Here is a 20,440-nt window from a genome sequence, read left to right as displayed (position 1 = left end):
ATTTACTACCTTAAATTCATTATTGCAATAATTACACCTGCAATCGTAACTAATTGTGTAGCTATCGTCAGGGCTATTGTAAATGTTTCCATAAAAGAGACGTCTGTTTGTGTCGGTACAAGTATAACATCTCCGGGTTCAATTGCATAATCCAATTTACGGGCGAGGAATTGACCCCCTCGTGGTTTGGTTATGAATGTTTCGTCAATATCTGCTCTAAAAGCATATCCACCGGCAATTTGAATATAATCTGAATACAAAAGTCCTTCCTGAAAGCGAACTTTACCGGGATTATTGACTCGCCCCTGAATGTTTACAAATTGATTTTTCGAGGGTACAATAATTGAATCCATATTCATAAGCACAATGTCTTCTTCAGAATCAGGCGCATTTAAAATGGTTTCAAAATTCAATGACATAGCTCCCTTTTTTTCGGTAATCTTTGCCTGAAAGTACCGAAGTTCAGTCTTCGACATTTCAGATGGATTTAAGCGACTCAGACGTTCAATTTCAGGATCTTTTTTATCCATATCAAGCTGACGAATAAATTCTATGTTCTTTATTTCAGCTTTATCGGTAAAGCCGCCGGCTCTTGAAATAACATTGCTTACTCTGTCTATCTCTTCACGTATTGGATACTTTCCGGGATAAAGAACTTCACCCTCTACAATCACATAATTATTATCCTGCCACTTAGGAATTTTTCGGATATAAACTCTGTCTCCTGATTTAAGAAGAAAATCCCCTTCAAGCGGCTCGCCAGAAAATAATTTACCTTTCCACGATTTTAAATTCAGATATCTTTTTGTAAGATTCTGTCCTGCTTCACTTTTACGGGCAAATTCAACAGAATCTAAAAGTGCTGAACTTAAGAATCCCTGAGCAAATTTAAATAGTGTTGATAATGAATCACCTTCTACAAATTCAAACTCGCCAGGGTCTATTACTTCTCCGAATATCTCAATGACGTCAACTTCATTTTTTGATGGAACACGAATAAGATCGCCACCCATCAAAGTAGGATTGGCATTCTCATCACCTATAGTGAAAAATTTGATTAAATCAACAGGAATGATTTCATTTTGTTCACGTCTGATGAGTGATATATTTCTCTCTGATGCTTCGAACAGCAATCCGCCTGCTTTCTCTATAGCTTCAGATGCTCTGTCAGCTGCTGTAGAGGAAACAGATATAGGTTTGGGTACTTTTCCTGATACAATCACCTTGAATTGACGGATTTCTTTTAAAGCAACATCAATTTTTTCAGATTTATAAAATCTGCTTATTTGTTCTTTAATTAAATTCTGAGTTTCTTTCAATGTTTTATTTTTTGCATCTATCGAGCCCGCACCTTTGAGCATTATTTTGCCTTCGGGAGAAACCGGAGCTTCAAATGCAATAGCTTCAATTCCAATTATTGAAACTATTAGTACATCGCCGGGACCCATAATATATTTATCGGGTATAATTTCCCTTTCTAATAGCCCCTTGTTTTCTTTTACGATAACCCGAGCATTCTCAGCAGCAAGCGTATCAATAGCATCTTTTGTAGCACCAGAAAGTCTTCCGCGTTCCGGTTTTTTTACTTGAGCCGAAAGTTCTATATTGCCAATTGGCAAAAGCAAAAAGAACGACATCAGCAGTATTATTTTTTTTATCATTTTAATAAAATTCTATTTTCGAAAAAAAATATTCACAAATATATTAAAAATTTCATTAAGGAACTTACGTATATTAATAATATTATATGTGATATAGCAAAATGTTTTTTATTTTTTATGAATATTGATGAATTATAATGATAAATGAATTACTTGAAACTGCGATTTTAGCTGCAAAAACTGCCGGAATTATACTTAAAGATGGCTTCGGAACTAATTTTAGAATAGATTCAAAAGTAGGCAAAAATAATTTAGTTACAGAATTTGATTATGCTGCAGAAAAATCAATTATCGAAACTATTACAAAAAAATATCCTAACCACAGATTTTTAGCAGAAGAAAGTGGAAATTCGGGCAGTACATCTGAAGATGAAATCATTTGGGTAATTGACCCCCTTGATGGAACTGTCAATTTTGCACATTCGATTCCAATTTTTGCAGTTAGTATTGCTGCAATGCAAAATGGGGAGTTGCTTTGCGGAGTGATATATCATCCAATGCTTGATGAGATGTTCTATGCCTCAAAAGGTGGCGGAGCATATTTGAATGGTAATAAAATTACTGTTTCTGATTCCGAAGATATGCACACATCGTTATTAGTAACCGGCTTTCCCTACAATGTTGACAAAAATCCTTATGACTGCGTAGGTACTTTTGTTAAAATTGTCTTGAACGGAATTCCAATCAGACGTCTCGGTTCTGCTGCACTTGACCTTGCTTATGTTGCCTGCGGTAGATTCGACGGATTTTGGGAAGCAGACCTTTACCCATGGGATGTGGCTGCCGGAGTGCTTATTGTACAGGAAGCTGCCGGGAAAGTAACAAAGTATGACGGCAATAAATTTGAGATTAAAGATGTTACAATATTAGCAAGCAACGGCAAAATTCATAATCAGATTAAGGATGTGATTAACCAATGATTAGTGAAATTGAAGTATACAGAATGTCAGGTGCAGGAAATCTTTTCTCAGTAATTGACAATAGTAAATATAATTTCAATGACATAGAATTATTTGAAATTGCTGTAATGTTGTGTTCAGTTAATCAACGAAATGACTTTATGGCTGAAGGACTTCTTGCAATCAACGAATCTATTATCAATGATTTTGATGTTAAGTATCTCAACCCTGATGGCAGCACAGGTATGATGTGCGGAAATGGTGGAAGGTGCGCTGTGGATTTTGCTGTATCAAAATTATTGAATATTAATAAAAAGTCGCCGGTCAGGTTTTCGATGGCGGGAAATGTTTATACAGGTGAGTTAGTGAGCGAAGGCATACGACTTACTTTGCCATCTCCAACAAAAATAATTCGTGACAAAAGTATAAAAATTGGAGTTGCAAATATTAAGGGAACTTATGTTGATGTTTCCTCAGACCATTTTGTAATTAATTTTTCAGATTTATCAGCTATTATAAGTTCCTTTGATGTTACTGAAATCGAAGAATTTGCTCCTAATGTCAGATTTCACAGAGATTTTGGACTTGCAGGAGTGAATGTAAATATATATAAAAAAGCAGGTGATGTCGTTCATCTAAAGACTTTCGAACGAGGTGTAGAAAAAGTAACAGGAGCTTGTGGTACAGGTGCTATTTCAACTGCAGTGCATCTATTTAATGAGGATTCCGCTAAATTTCCGTTAATGATTATGCCACCCTCTTCAATTCCGGTATTTGTTGATTTTGACACAGATTATAATGGCAGAATCAAAAAAATATACCTTTCGGGTCATTCCGAAATAATCAGAAAAGACATTGTAAAAATTAAATAATTATCTAAAATGAAGATCAATGAATTAAAAAATCAAATAGCTGATAATTTTGACGAGATATTAAATATACGCAGGCATATTCATAAAAATCCGGAGTTGTCATTTCAGGAATTCAATACTGCGAATTTTATTAGAAAATACCTGAATGATAATTGTATTGACTATCAGGTAATGGCAGAAACCGGTACAGTTGCTCTCATCGGCAGCGGTGATGTTTGTGTTGCTTTACGTGCTGATATAGACGCCTTGCCAATTTATGAGGAAACCGGACTTGAATTTGCTTCAATTAATGACGGTGTTATGCACGCTTGCGGACACGATATGCACACTACGATGCTTCTTGCCACCGCTAAGCTGCTGAAATCAAGAGAAAGTGAACTATCCGGAACTGTAAAACTTATCTTCCAGCCCGGTGAAGAGAAATTGCCCGGTGGTGCTTATCTTATGATAAAAGAAGGTGTACTTGAAAATCCGGTGCCAGATGTTATTTTCGGACAGCATATATATCCGTCCGAAAATTCCGGAACAATTTCTGTAGCTTCAGGTCCTGTACTTGCCTCTGCTGACGAACTTTACTGGACAATTCGTGGTAAGGGCTCTCACGCCGCTCAGCCGCATTTAGGAAAAGATGCTATTCTTGCCGCTGCTAATCTAATTAATTATTATCAGTCTATTCTTACAAAATTCAAGAATCCTCTTGAAGCCGGTGTACTTTCTGTCACCTCAATTCACGGTGGCTCTGCTACAAATATATTCCCTGAAGAAGTTAAAATGATGGGCACTCTCCGTGCATATAACGAAGTATGGCGTAAGGAAGTCCACAATATTCTATTTGAAAATTCTTCTAAGATTGCTGATTTATATGGCTGTGAATGCGAAATTGAAATTATCAAAGGATACCCGCCTATAATAAACGATGAAGATGCGTCAAAATTTGTGCGTGAAATTGCATCAGAAATTGTAGGTAAAGTAAATACACTTGATTTTGAACCAAAAATGTGGGCAGAAGATTTTGCATATTATGCTCAAGTAGTTCCGGCGTGTTTTTGGATGCTGGGTGTCAAACCTGATAATTTGAAAGATATGCCACCACTTCATAATCCTAAACTGAATCCAGATGAATCTGCAATGATAAATGGTATAGCAATGATGGTTGCAACTACGATACAATATATAAATTTTAATTCAAATAAGGTTTAATTTATGAAATATATTTCTTTCCTTATTTTGTCAATCTTAATATTGTTTGTTTCCTGCAGAGAATCAGATGATAAGCCTGTCAGCGATAAATATGAAGGTGGATTTAGGGTTGAATCCGAAGAAGAAGCAAAGATAATTTATTCCGCATTGGGTTATGTTCAAAAGTCAGATTTTAAAGCTATTTCAGTTACTTCTCACAAAGTACTAAGTCTTAAAAATGGGGATAAATTTTATTTTATAGAATTGGCAGACGCACGATCTCAAATTTTAACATTTGCTTTTCAGTTTGCCGGTATTTATAATGGAGCCGAAAGAGATTTGCAAAATGTAGTATTGATAAGCTGTGACAATACAGGTTCTTGTGATGATTGCAGACTTGCTTTGCAAGGAAATTGCGGTGTTATGAGTTGCTCGTGCAGTCAATCGGGCTCCGGTGCTTATGATTGCGAACTCTCATTCAATGAAATCTCAACTTTCGCAGATAATTTTAATGCAAAAGGTAAAGAATTTTCTAAAAATATAAAAATACCAAAATTAGAACATTTATATTGTGAGCAATATTAATTTAAGATAGTTTCAACGACTTTACATGAGATTATGAAGCATTACCTGTTGTAATAATTATTTGAATTTAAAGGGCTGTTTCAAATATTACTTTTGAAACAGCCCTTTTTGAATTATCAATATATAACTTATAGAATATATTAAAATATTAATTCTTAGGTGTAATTACATAAACCTGCACAGTTCTGGAAAGTTGTCTGCCTGTTGGTGTTTTATTATCAAAAATCTGTACACTTTCCCCAACGCCAAACACTTCATATTTAGCACCTTTAACTTTAGTTTTGAGGAAATCCTGTACATTAGTAGCACGCTGCAATGCCAGTTTTTTGTTGTAATCTGCATCACCAATAATATCAGTATATCCATAAACCTGGACTGTGGAATTAAACTTGATTTCAGGAACAATACTGTTAAGAATAATTCTTTTGTCCAGTTCAGAAACATCTGGACTGTTAAAATCAAAAAGCATCAGACTAAATTTTGAGATAGTTCTGTCGGCACGCTCTTCAGTTTTCTTGCGTGTAATTGAGAAATATTCTACAGGTAAAGTACCATTTGCAGTAGAACGTTGGTCATTGATAGTCCACGCTTTGAAAGTATAATCAACAGGAATTTCATTAGCGGCTAAATCATTTGGCATAATTGACCACTGCATAGGTTCAGGTATTCCTTCACCGGCATATTTTTTAATTAATTTTCCGGATTGCATAACTTCGAGTTCCCAGCCTGCAATAGAATCATTCGATTCAGCAAACGGGACGAACTCAATTACATCAGGGCTGGCAATTCTCTGTCTGTCGCTTTGAATTACAATTGGTTCGAAAAGAGCAGAATTAGAATTTAAAGGATAAATTTCTATTCTGCGGTTTTCTTCCAATCCCATGGGGTCACGCAATGATGAAGGCTTTCCGGGTAAATTGCCGGCTTCTGCTGTAATTCTGTCAGGCGAAATTGAATATGTATTAACTAAATAATTTTTGGCAAACTCAGCACGCTTTTGAGCAAGTACACGATTGTTTGCTTCGCTTCTTCCATCAAGAGTACCTACTATACGAATAGCAATATTTTTATCTTTCTGCATTCTTTCACCGACAATATCAAGAGTGCTGGAGTTGATTTTCTCTGCAACAGGTGTAAGGGACTCAATTTGGAATGTGCCTGCTTCATTACTTTTTCCGGCTAAAGTTTGAGTTTTAGTATTAGGTTCATCGGAGAGTTCATTAAAAAATACATAAGGCAGAATCGGGAATTGCTCTGCATACTGCACTTCTTCAACTGAAATTTTGCTTGCAGGTTTGACATTGCCGTTTCTGTCATAAGCTCTTACTTCTTTGAAACCAACATCTACTGTTGCAGTTTTCTGAACAACTTCAGTTTCTTTTTCTTTTCCAAAGCCAAAAGTAAGACTAATACCGGCTCTCAATTGTGGTACGTTCCAGGTTGTAAAGTTATCAGAAGCTGATACTTCTGAAAATGGAATTCTATATGATACTTCCGGTGTTAGAAATATATTTTTAGAAATTTCAAATATATAACCTACGCCAAGCGCTAAAGCCACTCTGGTATTAGCATCAGGTATATCTACATCATTTTCGAGAGAAGATGGATAGGTATATTTATTTTGCAAAGGCACGCCAAGTTCCAGTCCTGCAAGGAAATATAAATCTGTGCCTGATATTAGATTATGGAACTGCATTCCGGGTGTAATCTCAAGCATACTTAGTGATGCATCAAATGGGTCATCCATATAGTCTTTGAGCTCTCCACCAAGCATATTATATCCTAACCTGCCGGTTATAACAAAAGTGTTATTTAGTGGAAAATTACCAATTAAACCAAAATTTCCACCAAATGTAGTTGAACTTTTGTTTATAGCTTTCATCAATCCATCTCCACCTTGAATAGTATAAAATTCAGGTGAATGCATATTGATATTAAGTCCCCCGAATATACCAATATTGGTTGACATCTGCCTGTCTTCTGATATTGAATCATTTACGGCAAATAATGTTATTAATAAAAGTGCTGCAAGAATCCTCTTCATACGTCATACTCCAATTATTTAAAATCTTTTTGAAACATTTAGACGTTATTGACGTTAAAAGGTTATATTTGATTTGTTATTAGTTAAGGTTTCCTGAAAAATATGAATAAATCTATTGTCATAAAATCTGTAATAATTACTACAGCGATATTTATTTTAATTGTATCAATTTCTGAATCTAAGACATTTACCAACTTTTCAGTTTCAGGCGGTATTGCATTACCAAGCTCAGAAGTGAACAATATATTTAATAGCAACAGAATTAACACAGCCGATACTAACACACCATTCCTGAACTTTGTAAGACCTGAATCTCAGTCAGGGTATTCATTGTCCGGAAAATTATCATTTGAACTGACAGAAAGCGCCCATTTTTTTGGTGGATTCGGATTAAGTGGTTTTTCAAAGCAGCAATTTGATTTAGAGAATCCGAATGGCGAACATAATGGTAATCTTGAAATCAAAACAAATATTTATTCTATCAATGCCGGTGTGCATTATTATTTGACAGATAATAGTTTATTTATATATACAATAAGCAATCTTTCTTACAATTTTATCGCTTCATCATTGACAACAATTGAATCACCAACTTCACTGCGAATTGAGAATAATCCTACCGATAGCCGTCTTGGGTTCAGCCTTGGGATTGGCTTGGAATTGCCATTAAGCGAATTATCATTAATCATTGAATCCAAATATACTAACTTGAATTACATCGGAAAAGTTAGCGGTGAAAATATAAAATCACTTATTCAAATTGAATTCGGATTAAGATTTTAAAATATTTTTTCATTTCATTCTACTATATATTTTTTTGATTTATATTAAAAATTGTTTGACATGAAAAATATAATTTTGATTTTGTTTGCATTGACATTCTTTTCATCAAAGCTGCTTTCTTATAATCCAGAGCAGTTTCACACAGATTATAATGAGCACCTGTTAAAATCTTTACGAAAAGCAGTATATAATGATTTGGGTGCCTCAAAATTTACAATTGACTACGAATTAACCGAATATTTTCTGAATTCTGATCCCGTAAAAATTTACGGATTTATTGGCAATGAACTCGAGCGTATCAGAGTAAAGATTAATGACGTCAAACTGGAATCAAAAAGTGCAGGAAGATATATCATCAAAGGTAAAACTAAAGTAAAAAATAATATTTCAGAATTTGCAGGACATTTACAGCTTAAAAGTGTCTACGAATTCAAAGAACCTGTTACAAGTCACTGGCTTGTGATGTGCAGATTCTCAGCAGTGTTCAAGGAAATTGGGAGTGGCTCGCACAAAGGTGAATTTACAGGTGATTATTACATAATATTATCAAAAATTGTTGACGAATTAAGATTTGCAAAGGCAATACCTCAATTTGCAAAAAATCATACTTTTGTGGGTAATTGGAAATCTTCTGATAATAAACTGCATTATCCGGTACTTTGGGGTGAGGATATAATGATTGAAGAACTTGAGGATGTTTATTATGGAATTACAATAAACCCTTCTGTAGATGATTCTAAACTTGAGAAAAGCTGGAAGTCTTTTTTCGATGCCTTCAACTATGATAATGACGAGAAATTGAAAGAAAATGCGATGAAAATTGAAACAGAAAAATGGTGGGAATAGCAGCTTAAATAAATGAAAGTAATTGATTATTACAAAGTGCTGGGAATACCTCGTACTGCTTCTGCAGATGATGTAAAGCGTGCGTATTATAAACTTGCAAGAAAATATCATCCTGACCATACTGAAAATGACTCAAAATCTTTAGACAAGTTTTTATTGATTAGGGAAGCGTATTTTAATCTTGCAGATATTGATAATAGAATCAAATACAAATTTGAACTTGAAAATTACGAATTAATTCAGCAGCAGGCAAAAATTGAACTATCCAAACGAAAAGGCAAATCATCATAAGCCTAAATTTTCTGATTTAATCTATGATAACAGCTTTTTTCTTATCTCATACTCAGTATTTTTATTGTTGGGTGTAATTTTGTTGTCTTTAATTGATAAGGGTGATGCAGTTATATTCTTCAATCCTTACAGGGGCAGCAGTTGGGATTATTTTTTTATCCTTTTTTCCGACATTGGTGAAGGCTTGTACTTTGGTCTGTTTTTGGTAATACTGGCACTTTTAAAAATTAAATATCTTGTACAGGGAGTGGTGATATACCTTGGGACCGGTTTAGTAACACAAATATTTAAGAATATTTTTAATATTCCAAGACCTAAGATATTTTTTGAAGGAACAGATCTTATTACTTATGTTCCGGATATTAAACTCATGGCTTACAATGCATTTCCATCAGGACACACTACTTCAGGTTTCGCAATCTTTCTTTTTTTGGCTATTATTACTAAAAACAAACAATTAGGAATTATCTTTTTGATAATGGCTGTATTAGTTGGTATTTCAAGGATTTATTTAGTCCAGCATTTTTTTATTGATGTATATTTTGGCTCGATGGTGGGGGTTATATTCACATTGTTAATTTATCATGCTCTTGATAGTTCTCAAAAGCTAAATGAATCAAAATGGTATAATTATTCAATTATACAAAAATTTAAGACTAAACAGTAAATTCAAACTTAATTTTAACGTAACTTCGGTAACTGTAACTGTGGTTACGTTAAATGAGGAATGTATTATAATTCAATCATCAAATATTTTTAATCATTCTGTAAATATTGAATTTACACTTTTAATATCAAGCCAACATCCCTGAGTATTTCAAATGTTGTATATGTCTCAAAAACTATATTGAAATCTCTGTCATATACAAAAATCTTAAAATGATTTGTGAGTTTAAATGTACTTAAAAGCTGACCGTTTTCAGCCGTTATTGTAAAATCTTCATTTATAAGATTAGGTAAATAATCCGGCATGGTAATTTTCCCTGAACTGTCAGATATAAACGAATTCAAGTAATATAATTTTCTGTCCTTAGTTAACAGGGGGTTGTTTTTTGAATAATAAATGAAATTAGTAGAATCGGTATTAACACCGTTAATTTTCAGAATTGCTTTATACATTCCGATTTCAATATGTAATGAATCCGCTAAATTTATTACAAATCCAAAAGTTCCTTTCTTAATATCGCCCGTATAAATATGAAAAGATTTCTTTGTTAACAAGTTAATTATTGAAAAATCAATATTTGATGGGTTATCAAAATAAGCAAAAAAACTTAAATATGAACTAAACGGATTTGGGGAAATAGAAAATTTCTTTTGGGTTTTATAATCATCATTAGTTCCGGTAGTCTGAAATATATCAACTCTATAACCATCAAGTGGTTTCCCTGATATTTTATCCAGAACTGTTATTTTGCCTGCCTGTGTTTTTAAATCAGCTTTTACAGGGTCGTCATCACACGAAATTATAATAAAATTAAGTGCTAAAAGAATAATTAGAAAAATAATTTTGTTCATAATTCAATTCCCATGATTTTATTAATGAATGGTATAACTGACAAGTTCCTGTACTGTCCAAGTAGTATCGGGACCACTTTCTGTTTGCTGGATATGTGTTATCCCTACAGCTCTAATAAAACCAATGCCCGGGCACATATAAGTACCATAATGCTCAACATTTTTATAATTTGATGGAACATATTTTATACAATTGAAAGTACCGGCATCAGTTTTTATCTTTATATTGGTGCTTGCGATATATAATCCATTTGTATCGTTTGGATAAGATTCATGCAGAATAACAGGGTATTTATATCCCAATCTTGCAGAATCTAAATGATATGGTATTTCTGCATGATCATCTCTATTTTTGAAAATACCATACAATCCATCACTTCGGTTAGTGAAAATGAGGTCCGTATTTTTTCCATCAGAAGCAAAATTATACCAGGTTTCACCTTCAAGTGTGATTGTTTCCGTAACATAATTTGTTTTAAATCTATCATGTTTTATGGTGTCATTATATAAATCATGAGTTGAATAATATACAAATTGCCATGAATTACCTACAGCAAGTGGCAAAATCACGTTATTTGAGTTGTTGGGCTTAGTGCCACTCTCGCCGCATCCGACAAGAATGAATAAAAATAGTACTGCAATGAATAGTGATTTCATAAGTATTTCCTAATAAATTTATTTTAGAATTTCAAATCCGTTTTTGTTATATAAATTTGTCATCAGAATGATTGTAAAGCCTGAAATATTGATTTTTATTGTATCTAATCTCCACAATAACATAAAATTTTTTAACCGATTCATTCCAAATTAACGAAACAACGGTTACAGTAAGCGCAATTACGTTAATTAGAATAAATTTACCTGCTTTCCCATCTGTAAACCTTATCACTTCGTCGTAGAACTGTATCAGTGGCGATTGAAATGATATCACCCTTTTCTGCATTTTCTACAGGCAATAAGTCTTTTCGTATTTCAATAACTTTTCCTTCCCAGACACCTGTTGTAGTGCCGGTTACTATCAGCTCATCACCAATGGATAAACCTGATGCTTTTAAAGTAATTTCAGCAATGGATGATTTTTTGAAATAATTTGTAATATCACCAATGTAAGTTTTATATCTTGTAGCGTGCGAGCCGTACTTGGCACTCCACTCACCTAATTTCTGCCCGAGATAGTAGCCATCCCAGAATCCTCTGTTATATACTTCAGCAAGTCGCTCGTTCCAATCTGCAACTTTTTCTGGAGTAAAGGTATCACTCTGGTATGCTTCTACTGCTTCGTGATAGCACTCGACAGTACGCTTTACATATTCGGGAGAGCGTCCACGTCCTTCAATTTTTAGAACTGTAACGCCGGCATCAAGTATTCTGTCAAGGAAATGAATTGTTTTCAAATCTTTTGGCGACATTATGTATTCATTATCAATTTCAAGTTCTGCACCTGTTTCATTATCAATTACGGAATAGCTTCTTCTGCATGTCTGGAGACATGAGCCGCGGTTTGCAGACTTATTAAACTCGTGCAGGCTTAGATAGCATTTGCCGGATACAGCCATACACAAAGCGCCATGAACGAACATTTCGATTCGAATCAGTTCACCCTTTGGACCACGAACATCATTATCCTTGATGAAATTACTAATTACTTGCACCTGCTCAAGATTAAGCTCACGAGCAAGGACAATCACATCTGCAAATTTTGAATAATATCGCAGACTATGAGTATTTGTGATATTAACCTGAGTGGAAATATGTACTTCCTGACCAATTTCGCGGGCATACTCAATTACAGACATATCGGATGCAATTACGGCACTAATTCCGCTTTTGAGTGATTGTTCCGTAATTTCGCAGGCGAGGTCATAGTCCTCATCATACATTACTGTATTGAGAGTAACATAAGACTTAACATTGTTTTCATTGCATATTGTTGCAATGTTCCGCAAATCATCCATCGTAAAATTTACTGAGGATTTTGCTCTCATGTTCAGCCGGTCAATTCCAAAGTAAACTGAGCCTGCACCTGCATTTATTGCGGCATAAAGTGACTCATAAGAACCGACAGGAGCCATTATTTCGATATTATTCATCAGATTATTTATCAAATTATAAAAGTAAAACTCAATAACATCGAAAGACAAATATTATTGCAAATGATTTGTAGCAAAATTGAAGATTACCTGCATCTTATATATGTGGCTGCAAAATGCACCGCACTTGAAAGGCAGGCTTCAAAAGATTTTTCTTCTAAATTTGCACATGTGCAAGCGTTCAGAAGTTCATCCTGAAATTCATTGTTATACTTGAGTAAACGTCTTAGTATTTTTCCATTTGAAGAAAGGTGGTATGAATCGTCTGATTGCCTTACATAAAGCAGGTAAGATTTATACAAAATTGATAATGATAATTCATCAAGTTTATTTACTTCATTGTTCCTTATCATGTTAAAAACATCGTGTATTTTCTTCTGTTCACTTGTCATTGTATATAAACCATGTTAGATGGAATAAGTATTTAAATCTGAATAATATTCATTTTATACTTACGTATAATTACGTATTTTATTATTACGTAGTTGTATTAATACGTAGTTTTATTATCATTAAATTCTGATATTATTATCTGATTTTGTTTTTGATAAGAAAAAAAACATTATTTTTGAATTTTAATAATCTGAAAATTCGAAATGAAACTATCAGAACTTGACTATACATCTATTATTAGTGAAACAAGATTAAACAAATTAACAAAAGTATTAGAAAAAAGGCAGCCCGACCTGACAGTAGTGCTTGAAAATATCGCCGATCCCCATAATCTTTCAGCTTGTCTAAGGTCTTGCGATGCGGTTGGTATTCTGGGAGTATGTTTTGTCTATGATGGAAGCCAACCTTTTCCAAAATTAGGTGAAAAAAGCTCTGCAAGTGCAAGAAAATGGATTGATTATCAAAAATTTAACAGCATTGATGATTGCTATGAATATTTGCGTAGCAAAAAATTTAAAATATTTACAACACATCTGGAGCAAAATTCAGTATCGCTCTATAGCCTGAATCTGACTGAGCCGGTTGCTCTTGTATTTGGTAACGAACATTCAGGTGTTTCGGAAAGAGCAGTTGAGCTTGCTGATGGTAATTTTCTTATTCCTCAAACAGGTATGATTCAAAGTCTGAATATTTCAGTTGCTTGTGCAGTTAGTGTGTATGAAGCTTACCGCCAACGTGAAGTAGCAGGATTTTACGAGAATAAACGCTTTTCCGAAACAGATTTTACTGAAAAATTGAAAGATTGGGCAAAAAGATAATTTGTTAAAGTTCCTCGAAATGTATATCCATCAAATCAAAGTTTTCCCAGCCGGAAAAGTCAAAGTGCCACCATTCTGTTGGATAAACTTTAAACCCATATTTTGACATTATTTCAATCAACATGCTGCGATTATTTACTGCCGTTTCAGGTAAATCCTTATATTCTGGATTTGCTTTTTCTGAAAAATCATCAAATAGTGTCGGCATTTCAATTTCGAGTCCTGTAAATTTATCTGCAATTGAAACATCTACAGCACACCCACGATTATGCCTCGAACCCAGCCACGGCGCTGCGACAAAATTTGTATCGGGATAAACTTCGTAAAATTTCAATGATGCAGAATAAGGTCTGTAAGCGTCATAAATGATCAATGTATATCCCAAAGAGTCCAATTCGGTCTGTACTTTAACGAGTGCAGCTGCAACGGATTTCCTTACATAAGCCTTCTCTGCCGGATATATAATTTCTCCGGTAAAATTATTTATTGTTGCATATCGAATATCAAATCTGGCATCAGGAATAATTGTATCGAGCATAACCAACTCATTATCCGGGTTGGTTTCTATATTTTTTTTGTAATCCTCAAAACTTGTAATTAAATCTAAATTATAAGGATTTCTACTATCAACTATTTCTTTTGCTTTCTCATTGCAACTAACAATAGAAACAACTAATAACAGCAAAAAAGAAAAATTTATAACTTTTGATTGCATAAAAATTTGAGTTAATGATGAAATAAATTTATTATTATGACGATTTTTGAAATAATTGTATTTAATTTTAAAATAATATTTATTTAAAAACATTATTTGCTTAATAATTTCATAGGTTAGAATAATGCATGAAATTGAGGAATTTATCAACATTCGTGAGGGAAATCAATATTACATTCTCAAAAAGCTACATTCACTCATTACTGTTTTTGATATTATTACTTGTAAAATTCGTTTTAAGATACCATTTTACGATGCAAAAAATTGGGTTTGTTATTTGAATCCTTTAAAAAAAGATTCGGTTGAAGTTGTATTTACACATGGCAATTTGTTAACTGAATTATTCCCTGTACTTGATTTGAGAGGCAGAAAGAAGGTAGCTGGAATAATTTATAAAAATGCTGATGAAATAGACGACGAAATGATTCTATTGATTTTGGAAAAAGCAATAGAATACGATGTAATATACGGTAATCCATTTTTAAAGAAAAAAATATGATGAATTATGAATTGTTATTGCTACTCTTCACAGTGAATTTAAATTTAGTACCCCTATCTTCATCTGACGTAATTTCAAATTTACCTTTTTGAACTTCGATCAGTTCTTTGCAAATCATAAGTCCAAGTCCGCTTCCAGACTCATTATTCGTACCAGGCGATGAAACTTTCTCACCTGTTTTGAAAAGTTTTTTTAATTTCTCAGGGGTAATTCCGATACCGGTATCAGTCACTTCTATTAATATTTCGCCATCGGTTTCAAAAGATGAAAATGTCACTTTGCCACCCGGTTGTGTAAATTTTATTGAATTGCTCGTCAAATTACGAAGTACAGTATCAAGGCATTTATCGTCTGTGTATGCATCCAAATATTCCGGGATTTGATTTTCTAAAATAATGCTTTTATTATTTGCAATCGTTGAAAACACATCAATTACTTTATTGACTTTTTTGAAAATATTTATTATTTCGGGTTTAATTTGTAAAGAAGCAGTTTGAGTACTTGCCCATGTCAGAAGATTTTCTAATAATGTATATAAATTATGAGATGATTTATTTAGATGCTCTGCAATTTCAATTATTTCATTTTTTTCAAGTTTTTCAAAATCATTTACAAGCAAATCAGTCAAACCTGCAAATCCACTAAACGGACCTCTTAAATCATGTGCAATAATTGAGAAAAATTTATTTTTTAATTTAAGTGCTTCCTCTAAATCATATCTAACTTCGACTAATTCCTCATTTCGTCGTGATAATTCTTTTTTGGATAAGTTCAGATTAATATGAGTGTTGACTCTGCCAAGTAATTCTCTTGCATTAAACGGTTTGATGATATAATCAACAGCTCCGCAATCAAAAGCACGGTTGATTTCAATCGGATGGGATTTCCCTGTAACAAAAATTATTGGGATATTAGCTGTTTCTTTGTCGTTTTTAAGCTGTTTACAAATATCAAATCCATCATACTCGGGCATCATTACATCCAGAATTATTAAATCCGGATTAATAATTTTTGCAAGCTTGAATGCATCCTGACCTTTAATGCTAAAAGCTACCCTGTAATTTTCAGATGTTAAGATATTTGTAAGAATTTGGATATTTTTTGGTATATCGTCAACAATAAAAATCAATGGTTTGTAGTCTAATGTCATATTAGGTTTTTGGCACGATTTTTTCATAATTTATTTTGCGGAAAGAGAGGGATTCGAACCCTCGGTACCGTTTCCGGTACACACGCTTTCCAGGCGTGCCAGTTAAACCACTCCTGCATCTTTCCGTTGTTGTTTCAAATAATTTCACTATATTTGAACTTCAAAAATATGAAATTTGCTTGACAAAAAAAAATTATTGTACAGGTTTAGGTAAAATGAAGGATTCTAGAAGGCAGTTTTTATCATTGGCAGGGCTTACGGCACTGGGTGTCGGTATGTCCGGCAAAGCTGCAATATCAAAGGATTTTGTCGAAACAGGCAAACTTCCCGAATCCGGTTTGATAAGCAATGAATCAGACAAAATTTTACCTTCATCTCTCAAATCCGGCTCTACAATAGCAATTACTGCTCCTGCCAGCCCTACAAGTATGTATGAAATAAGACATGGAATAAAATTTTATAAAAGTATGGGGTGCAAAATAGTTGTTGGTGAAACAATAAGCAAGCAACGCAACGAAAATCGCTATTTATCAGCAAAAGACCACGACCGTGCCGAAGAATTTATGTCATTTATTAATGATGATGCAATTGATGCAATAGTTTGCGCCAGAGGTGGATATGGCTCAATGAGAATTTTGCCGTATTTGGATTTTGAACAGATTAAAAAGAATCCTAAAATTGTTATCGGATTCAGTGATATTACAGCTCTTCTCAACGCTATTTATAAGAAAACAGGACTTGTAACTTTTCATGGTCCGGTTGCCTCAATGGAAGTGGACACTCAGTCAAGCCAAAGTCTGAAAACAGTTCTGTTTAATAATATTGTATATCCGGGTAATTATATCAAGAAGGATAATGCAATAGTAATCAATCCGGGCATTGCTTCGGGTGAGCTTGTAGGCGGAAATCTTACTGTTTATACTTCGTTGATGGGTACTGAGTATGATATTGATACTTCAGGTAAAATTCTTTTTTTGGAAGATGTATCTGAGAATGGATATCAGGTTGACAGAATGATTACCCAACTATTATTGGCAGGAAAAATTCAATCTGCAAGCGCTGTAGTTTTTGGGGTTTTCAAAAATCTGAATGTTCGAAGACCATTTTTTCCAAACAGAGGTTATTCAATATTGGAAGTTATTGAGCAACTTGTCAAGCCTACAATGATTCCGACTATAGTAGGGTTCCCGTTTGGTCATATATCCGGCAAGGTTACTCTGCCAATTGGAATTAATGCAGAAATCAACACCGAAAAGAAAACACTGAAATTTTCCGAAAACACAGTTTCATAAATTTTATATAATAACTTTCATTTCGCAACATCAAATCCAATTATTTTATCGAAAATTGCATTTTTTTTATTAAATTGCAACTATAAGTCCGTCAAAACGGACATTTTTTTTAATGAAAAAAAATTAAGGCTGATATGACGGCAGAAGCTAAGAAAAAAGGGGGTCTTAAACAATTCCCGCTGACGTATTGGGTAGTTATCATATTTGAATTTTTCGAACGCGGAGCTTATTACGGAGTAATGAGCATTTTGTCCGTATATCTTACTGATATGCTTGGATTTACCAAAACAGAGGTAGGTGCGATAAAAGGTACTATTCAACCTCTTCTATATATTCTTCCAATCCTTTCGGGAGCTATTGCCGATAGAATGGGGTACCGTAAGACTTTACTTGTGGCATTTTCACTCTTAGGCTTGGGTTATGTTCTAACTTCTCAGGTAACTGATTACCTGCCTGTGTTTATGTTCTTAATCATCATGGCGTTTGGTGCAGGCACATTTAAGCCGATTATTTCAGGAACAATTGCAAAAGTAACAAATGAAAGTAACAGCACGCTTGGTTTTGGAATATTCTACTGGTCTATCAATCTCGGTGCTTTTATTTTTCCGCTTCTGATAGTGCCATATTTGAAATCTCTTGATTGGTCATATGTTCTGCTTCTTGCCGGTGTTGTAACAGGACTTATGGTAATTCCAACACTATTTTTCTATAAAGAACCCGACAGGCAAAAGCAAGACAATACCTCATTTGGTGAAGTACTTCTTGATATTTTTAATAAAATTAAAATGGTATTCCTTGATTGGAGATTTATACTTTTCATATTCATTTATTCATGGTTCTGGATATTATATTTCCAGATGTTTGATTCAGTATTATGGTACGTAAGAGAGTTTGTTGATGCCTCGGAGTTAAATGCATTTGTCAATAGTATAACCGGACTGAACTGGAGTTTTGACATTGAACACGTTACAGTAATCAACGCAGGCACAATAATACTCTTGCAAATACTTGTATCAACACTTGTAAGAAATACAAAAGCACTTCCTACTCTTATAATCGGTATTTCAATCGGTACCATAGGGATGGCAATACTTGCTATTAGCCCAAGTATATGGGTGTTTTTAATTGGAATATTCCTCTTTTCAATTGGCGAAATGACTGCTCATCCGAAATTTATAGCGTATCTTGGTACAATAGCTCCACCGGATAAGAAAGCAACATATATGGGATTTGGCTTCATGTATGGATTTTTCGGCTCTCTAATTGGAGGGTTCCTTGGTGCATGGTTATATGTCAAGTTCATCGATAATCCGATGATAGCCTTTATTCGCAATGCAATTTCTGAGCGTAATTTGAATGCAGTTCTGCCGGACGGTGTAGTTATAGCTGAAGCACTTAAAATTGCCGATTCTGTTGGGATTACAAAATCCGAAGTTGTTCAATATGCTTATACTTCAGAATTATGGCTTGTTTTCAGTGGAATCGGAGTTATGTGTATCATTGGACTTTTACTATATCAAAAATTTATCGGTGCAAGAGATGCGAGCAATATCAAATAAGTATTTAATTTTAGCTGCGTTGCTATTTTTTATTTTATCATCATGTGATAATAGTAATGAATTGAAGAAGCCTGACACAGGACAGGACTCATCAAGTGCCGAATATTTTTCAGACCCGACTGATGAAAAATTAGCTATACTTCTCAAAGTGGATACTTTCCCAAAGATTAATTATAACTATTTAGTTATCAGAGATAAACAGCATCTGGACTCCATTCGTAATGCATTCCCGGAATTGAAGGAAAATCCGGGACTAAACAAGATGTTCTGCTTACTCAACAGAAAAGAAAGAAGATACTTGAAAATTGGTGATACTGTTCTTGTGGCTGACTCTATCATAAATGATATAGTGGCTTATTCAGTTTTTCCATTGATATATCCGGAGGCTAAAGATATAGAAAAATTAGTCATCGTATCCAACGCTTATCAGGCTTATGCTTGTTATGAATTTGGTAAACAGGTACGTTTTGCTGCAACGAATACAGGTAAAGAAAAAACACAGACTTATCCAGGCAGATATGCAATGGTATGGAAGCAGGAGCTAAGACTATCATCACTTGACAGTACATGGAAAATGCCTTATACTTGGAATATACACAGATTTGCCGGCAGTGCATTTCATAAATTTGAAATGCCAGGATATCCTGCTTCACACTCGTGCTTAAGGCAGTTTATGGATGATGCAAAATGGCTTTATGACTGGGGTCAGGGCGCCAAGTATGATTCTAATCGTGTGGCGATACATCTTTCGGGTACTCCTGTATTAATCATTGATCATTTTGATTTCCGCAGACCCCGAACCGGACCTTGGGTGGCATTACGTTCGAATAAAGACACAATTCTCAAATTGCCTGAAAATCCAATGGAATTTGAAGAAGCACTGATTCCTATAAGTCAAATACCTAAATCAACACGTGGGATTTTACCAAACAGACAAAAATACCTTACTGCCGAAGACACGCTCAGAGCTAGAGGAATTATCAGAGAAGGGGTTAGAATAACCGAATCGGTGGACTTTAACGAAGAGAGAAGGAAGAAAGCCGCTCGAAAAGCACAAGCAATTGAGCAAAAGAAGTCTGAAGAAGCAATAAACCAGACATCAAACCCATTGGATGACGAACAAATCAAAAAGAATCTCGAGGAACTTGAAGGTGAACCTAGGTAGTAAATTATTTTTTTTCTTATCTAAACTTGCCTTTACTTCATATTTAATTCATTTCAACAACAAATTTAACTAAATTTCGTT

Annotated in this window: 21 protein-coding genes and 1 tRNA gene; 13 read left to right on the top strand and 9 right to left on the bottom strand. The window is 34.1% G+C overall.

Going from position 1 to position 20,440, the window contains the following annotated elements; translation table 11 throughout:
* Positions 1–5 precede the first annotated feature (5 nt).
* Positions 6–1,661, bottom strand: coding sequence for an SLBB domain-containing protein (locus KF896_14845; protein MBX3044986.1), 1,656 nt, complete (start codon positions 1,659–1,661; stop codon positions 6–8).
* Positions 1,662–1,798: 137 nt separating this feature from the next.
* Here KF896_14845 and KF896_14840 point away from each other — a divergent pair, with 137 nt between their 5' ends.
* From KF896_14840 to KF896_14825, 4 genes are read left to right on the top strand one after another with little or no spacing between them, the layout of a single operon-like run.
* Entirely contained in the window at positions 1,799–2,581 is a 783-nt protein-coding gene (locus KF896_14840) for an inositol monophosphatase (GenBank protein MBX3044985.1), read from the top strand.
* Positions 2,578–3,432, top strand: coding sequence for a diaminopimelate epimerase (gene dapF, locus KF896_14835; GenBank protein ID MBX3044984.1), 855 nt, complete (start codon positions 2,578–2,580; stop codon positions 3,430–3,432). The genes KF896_14840 and dapF overlap by 4 nt, the downstream gene beginning before the upstream one ends.
* Before the next feature lie 9 nt (positions 3,433–3,441).
* Complete coding sequence (locus KF896_14830; GenBank protein MBX3044983.1) at positions 3,442–4,632, top strand: amidohydrolase; 1,191 nt, start codon at positions 3,442–3,444, stop codon at positions 4,630–4,632.
* A 3-nt stretch (positions 4,633–4,635) separates the two neighbouring features.
* Entirely contained in the window at positions 4,636–5,196 is a 561-nt protein-coding gene (locus tag KF896_14825; GenBank protein ID MBX3044982.1) for a hypothetical protein, read from the top strand.
* Positions 5,197–5,344: 148 nt separating this feature from the next.
* Here the strand turns inward: KF896_14825 and KF896_14820 are convergent, their stop codons facing one another.
* On the bottom strand, positions 5,345–7,240 hold the full coding sequence (locus KF896_14820; protein MBX3044981.1) for an OmpA family protein: 1,896 nt from the start codon (positions 7,238–7,240) through the stop codon (positions 5,345–5,347).
* A gap of 102 nt (positions 7,241–7,342) precedes the next feature.
* Here KF896_14820 and KF896_14815 point away from each other — a divergent pair, with 102 nt between their 5' ends.
* Genes KF896_14815 through KF896_14800 form a run of 4 tightly spaced genes read left to right on the top strand, consistent with a single transcriptional unit; the run spans position 7,343 to position 9,827 of the window.
* Positions 7,343–8,023: a hypothetical protein gene (locus tag KF896_14815; GenBank protein ID MBX3044980.1), complete on the top strand. Its 681-nt coding sequence runs from the start codon at positions 7,343–7,345 to the stop codon at positions 8,021–8,023.
* Positions 8,024–8,083: 60 nt separating this feature from the next.
* Positions 8,084–8,869: a hypothetical protein gene (locus tag KF896_14810; GenBank protein ID MBX3044979.1), complete on the top strand. Its 786-nt coding sequence runs from the start codon at positions 8,084–8,086 to the stop codon at positions 8,867–8,869.
* 12 nt (positions 8,870–8,881) lie between these two features.
* Positions 8,882–9,160 (top strand): DnaJ domain-containing protein, encoded by a 279-nt coding sequence (locus KF896_14805; protein ID MBX3044978.1) that lies wholly within the window; start codon positions 8,882–8,884, stop codon positions 9,158–9,160.
* Positions 9,126–9,827 carry a phosphatase PAP2 family protein gene (locus KF896_14800; protein MBX3044977.1) on the top strand — a complete coding sequence of 234 codons (702 nt, stop codon included), beginning with the start codon at positions 9,126–9,128 and terminating at the stop codon, positions 9,825–9,827. The genes KF896_14805 and KF896_14800 overlap by 35 nt, the downstream gene beginning before the upstream one ends.
* 113 nt (positions 9,828–9,940) lie before the next feature.
* Here KF896_14800 and KF896_14795 read toward each other — a convergent pair whose 3' ends face one another.
* From KF896_14795 to KF896_14780, 4 genes are all read right to left on the bottom strand, one after another.
* Positions 9,941–10,678 carry a hypothetical protein gene (locus KF896_14795; protein ID MBX3044976.1) on the bottom strand — a complete coding sequence of 246 codons (738 nt, stop codon included), beginning with the start codon at positions 10,676–10,678 and terminating at the stop codon, positions 9,941–9,943.
* A gap of 21 nt (positions 10,679–10,699) precedes the next feature.
* Positions 10,700–11,335 (bottom strand): hypothetical protein, encoded by a 636-nt coding sequence (locus KF896_14790; GenBank protein MBX3044975.1) that lies wholly within the window; start codon positions 11,333–11,335, stop codon positions 10,700–10,702.
* A gap of 200 nt (positions 11,336–11,535) precedes the next feature.
* The gene (locus tag KF896_14785) at positions 11,536–12,768 is read right to left on the bottom strand and encodes a U32 family peptidase (protein MBX3044974.1); all 1,233 of its coding nucleotides are present in this window, start codon (positions 12,766–12,768) and stop codon (positions 11,536–11,538) included.
* Between the two features lie 86 nt (positions 12,769–12,854).
* A complete protein-coding gene (locus tag KF896_14780) occupies positions 12,855–13,160 on the bottom strand; it encodes a hypothetical protein (GenBank protein MBX3044973.1) in 306 nt (101 codons plus the stop codon).
* A 204-nt stretch (positions 13,161–13,364) separates the two neighbouring features.
* Here KF896_14780 and KF896_14775 point away from each other — a divergent pair, with 204 nt between their 5' ends.
* A complete protein-coding gene (locus tag KF896_14775) occupies positions 13,365–13,979 on the top strand; it encodes an RNA methyltransferase (protein MBX3044972.1) in 615 nt (204 codons plus the stop codon).
* A 4-nt stretch (positions 13,980–13,983) separates the two neighbouring features.
* Here KF896_14775 and KF896_14770 read toward each other — a convergent pair whose 3' ends face one another.
* Complete coding sequence (locus tag KF896_14770; GenBank protein MBX3044971.1) at positions 13,984–14,787, bottom strand: M15 family metallopeptidase; 804 nt, start codon at positions 14,785–14,787, stop codon at positions 13,984–13,986.
* A 31-nt stretch (positions 14,788–14,818) separates the two neighbouring features.
* Between KF896_14770 and KF896_14765 the strand changes: the two genes are divergently transcribed.
* A complete protein-coding gene (locus KF896_14765; protein ID MBX3044970.1) occupies positions 14,819–15,193 on the top strand; it encodes a hypothetical protein in 375 nt (124 codons plus the stop codon).
* 4 nt (positions 15,194–15,197) lie between these two features.
* Here the strand turns inward: KF896_14765 and KF896_14760 are convergent, their stop codons facing one another.
* Together KF896_14760 and KF896_14755 are read right to left on the bottom strand one after the other, a co-directional pair.
* Positions 15,198–16,370 (bottom strand): hybrid sensor histidine kinase/response regulator, encoded by a 1,173-nt coding sequence (locus tag KF896_14760; protein ID MBX3044969.1) that lies wholly within the window; start codon positions 16,368–16,370, stop codon positions 15,198–15,200.
* An 11-nt stretch (positions 16,371–16,381) separates the two neighbouring features.
* Positions 16,382–16,468: transfer RNA gene (locus KF896_14755), tRNA-Ser, on the bottom strand.
* A 90-nt stretch (positions 16,469–16,558) separates the two neighbouring features.
* On the opposite strand from KF896_14755, the gene KF896_14750 reads away from it, so the two are divergent.
* From KF896_14750 to KF896_14740, 3 genes are all read left to right on the top strand, one after another.
* Entirely contained in the window at positions 16,559–17,635 is a 1,077-nt protein-coding gene (locus tag KF896_14750; GenBank protein ID MBX3044968.1) for an LD-carboxypeptidase, read from the top strand.
* Positions 17,636–17,769: 134 nt separating this feature from the next.
* Positions 17,770–19,194 carry an MFS transporter gene (locus KF896_14745; protein ID MBX3044967.1) on the top strand — a complete coding sequence of 475 codons (1,425 nt, stop codon included), beginning with the start codon at positions 17,770–17,772 and terminating at the stop codon, positions 19,192–19,194.
* Positions 19,175–20,359: a L,D-transpeptidase gene (locus KF896_14740; GenBank protein MBX3044966.1), complete on the top strand. Its 1,185-nt coding sequence runs from the start codon at positions 19,175–19,177 to the stop codon at positions 20,357–20,359. The genes KF896_14745 and KF896_14740 overlap by 20 nt, the downstream gene beginning before the upstream one ends.
* Positions 20,360–20,440: the final 81 nt, after the last annotated feature.

The sequence above is a fragment of the Ignavibacteriota bacterium genome (assembly GCA_019637995.1).
Lineage (GTDB): Bacteria > Bacteroidota > Ignavibacteria > Kapaibacteriales > UBA2268 > JANJTB01.
This window is presented reverse-complemented; position numbering and strand designations above follow the sequence as displayed.

Excerpts from the sequence above, each read along its gene's own strand:
- KF896_14790 (MBX3044975.1), bottom strand. The coding sequence starts at position 11,335 with ATGAAATCACTATTCATTGCAGTACTATTTTTATTCATTCTTGTCGGA.
- KF896_14805 (MBX3044978.1), top strand. The coding sequence starts at position 8,882 with ATGAAAGTAATTGATTATTACAAAGTGCTGGGAATACCTCGTACTGCT.
- KF896_14745 (MBX3044967.1), top strand. The coding sequence starts at position 17,770 with ATGACGGCAGAAGCTAAGAAAAAAGGGGGTCTTAAACAATTCCCGCTG.
- KF896_14775 (MBX3044972.1), top strand. The coding sequence starts at position 13,365 with ATGAAACTATCAGAACTTGACTATACATCTATTATTAGTGAAACAAGA.
- KF896_14780 (MBX3044973.1), bottom strand. The coding sequence starts at position 13,160 with ATGACAAGTGAACAGAAGAAAATACACGATGTTTTTAACATGATAAGG.
- KF896_14795 (MBX3044976.1), bottom strand. The coding sequence starts at position 10,678 with ATGAACAAAATTATTTTTCTAATTATTCTTTTAGCACTTAATTTTATT.
- KF896_14760 (MBX3044969.1), bottom strand. The coding sequence starts at position 16,370 with ATGAAAAAATCGTGCCAAAAACCTAATATGACATTAGACTACAAACCA.
- KF896_14830 (MBX3044983.1), top strand. The coding sequence starts at position 3,442 with ATGAAGATCAATGAATTAAAAAATCAAATAGCTGATAATTTTGACGAG.
- dapF (MBX3044984.1), top strand. The coding sequence starts at position 2,578 with ATGATTAGTGAAATTGAAGTATACAGAATGTCAGGTGCAGGAAATCTT.
- KF896_14820 (MBX3044981.1), bottom strand. The coding sequence starts at position 7,240 with ATGAAGAGGATTCTTGCAGCACTTTTATTAATAACATTATTTGCCGTA.
- KF896_14815 (MBX3044980.1), top strand. The coding sequence starts at position 7,343 with ATGAATAAATCTATTGTCATAAAATCTGTAATAATTACTACAGCGATA.
- KF896_14765 (MBX3044970.1), top strand. The coding sequence starts at position 14,819 with ATGCATGAAATTGAGGAATTTATCAACATTCGTGAGGGAAATCAATAT.
- KF896_14810 (MBX3044979.1), top strand. The coding sequence starts at position 8,084 with ATGAAAAATATAATTTTGATTTTGTTTGCATTGACATTCTTTTCATCA.
- KF896_14825 (MBX3044982.1), top strand. The coding sequence starts at position 4,636 with ATGAAATATATTTCTTTCCTTATTTTGTCAATCTTAATATTGTTTGTT.
- KF896_14770 (MBX3044971.1), bottom strand. The coding sequence starts at position 14,787 with ATGTTTTTAAATAAATATTATTTTAAAATTAAATACAATTATTTCAAA.
- KF896_14750 (MBX3044968.1), top strand. The coding sequence starts at position 16,559 with ATGAAGGATTCTAGAAGGCAGTTTTTATCATTGGCAGGGCTTACGGCA.
- KF896_14740 (MBX3044966.1), top strand. The coding sequence starts at position 19,175 with ATGCGAGCAATATCAAATAAGTATTTAATTTTAGCTGCGTTGCTATTT.
- KF896_14845 (MBX3044986.1), bottom strand. The coding sequence starts at position 1,661 with ATGATAAAAAAAATAATACTGCTGATGTCGTTCTTTTTGCTTTTGCCA.
- KF896_14840 (MBX3044985.1), top strand. The coding sequence starts at position 1,799 with ATGATAAATGAATTACTTGAAACTGCGATTTTAGCTGCAAAAACTGCC.
- KF896_14785 (MBX3044974.1), bottom strand. The coding sequence starts at position 12,768 with ATGAATAATATCGAAATAATGGCTCCTGTCGGTTCTTATGAGTCACTT.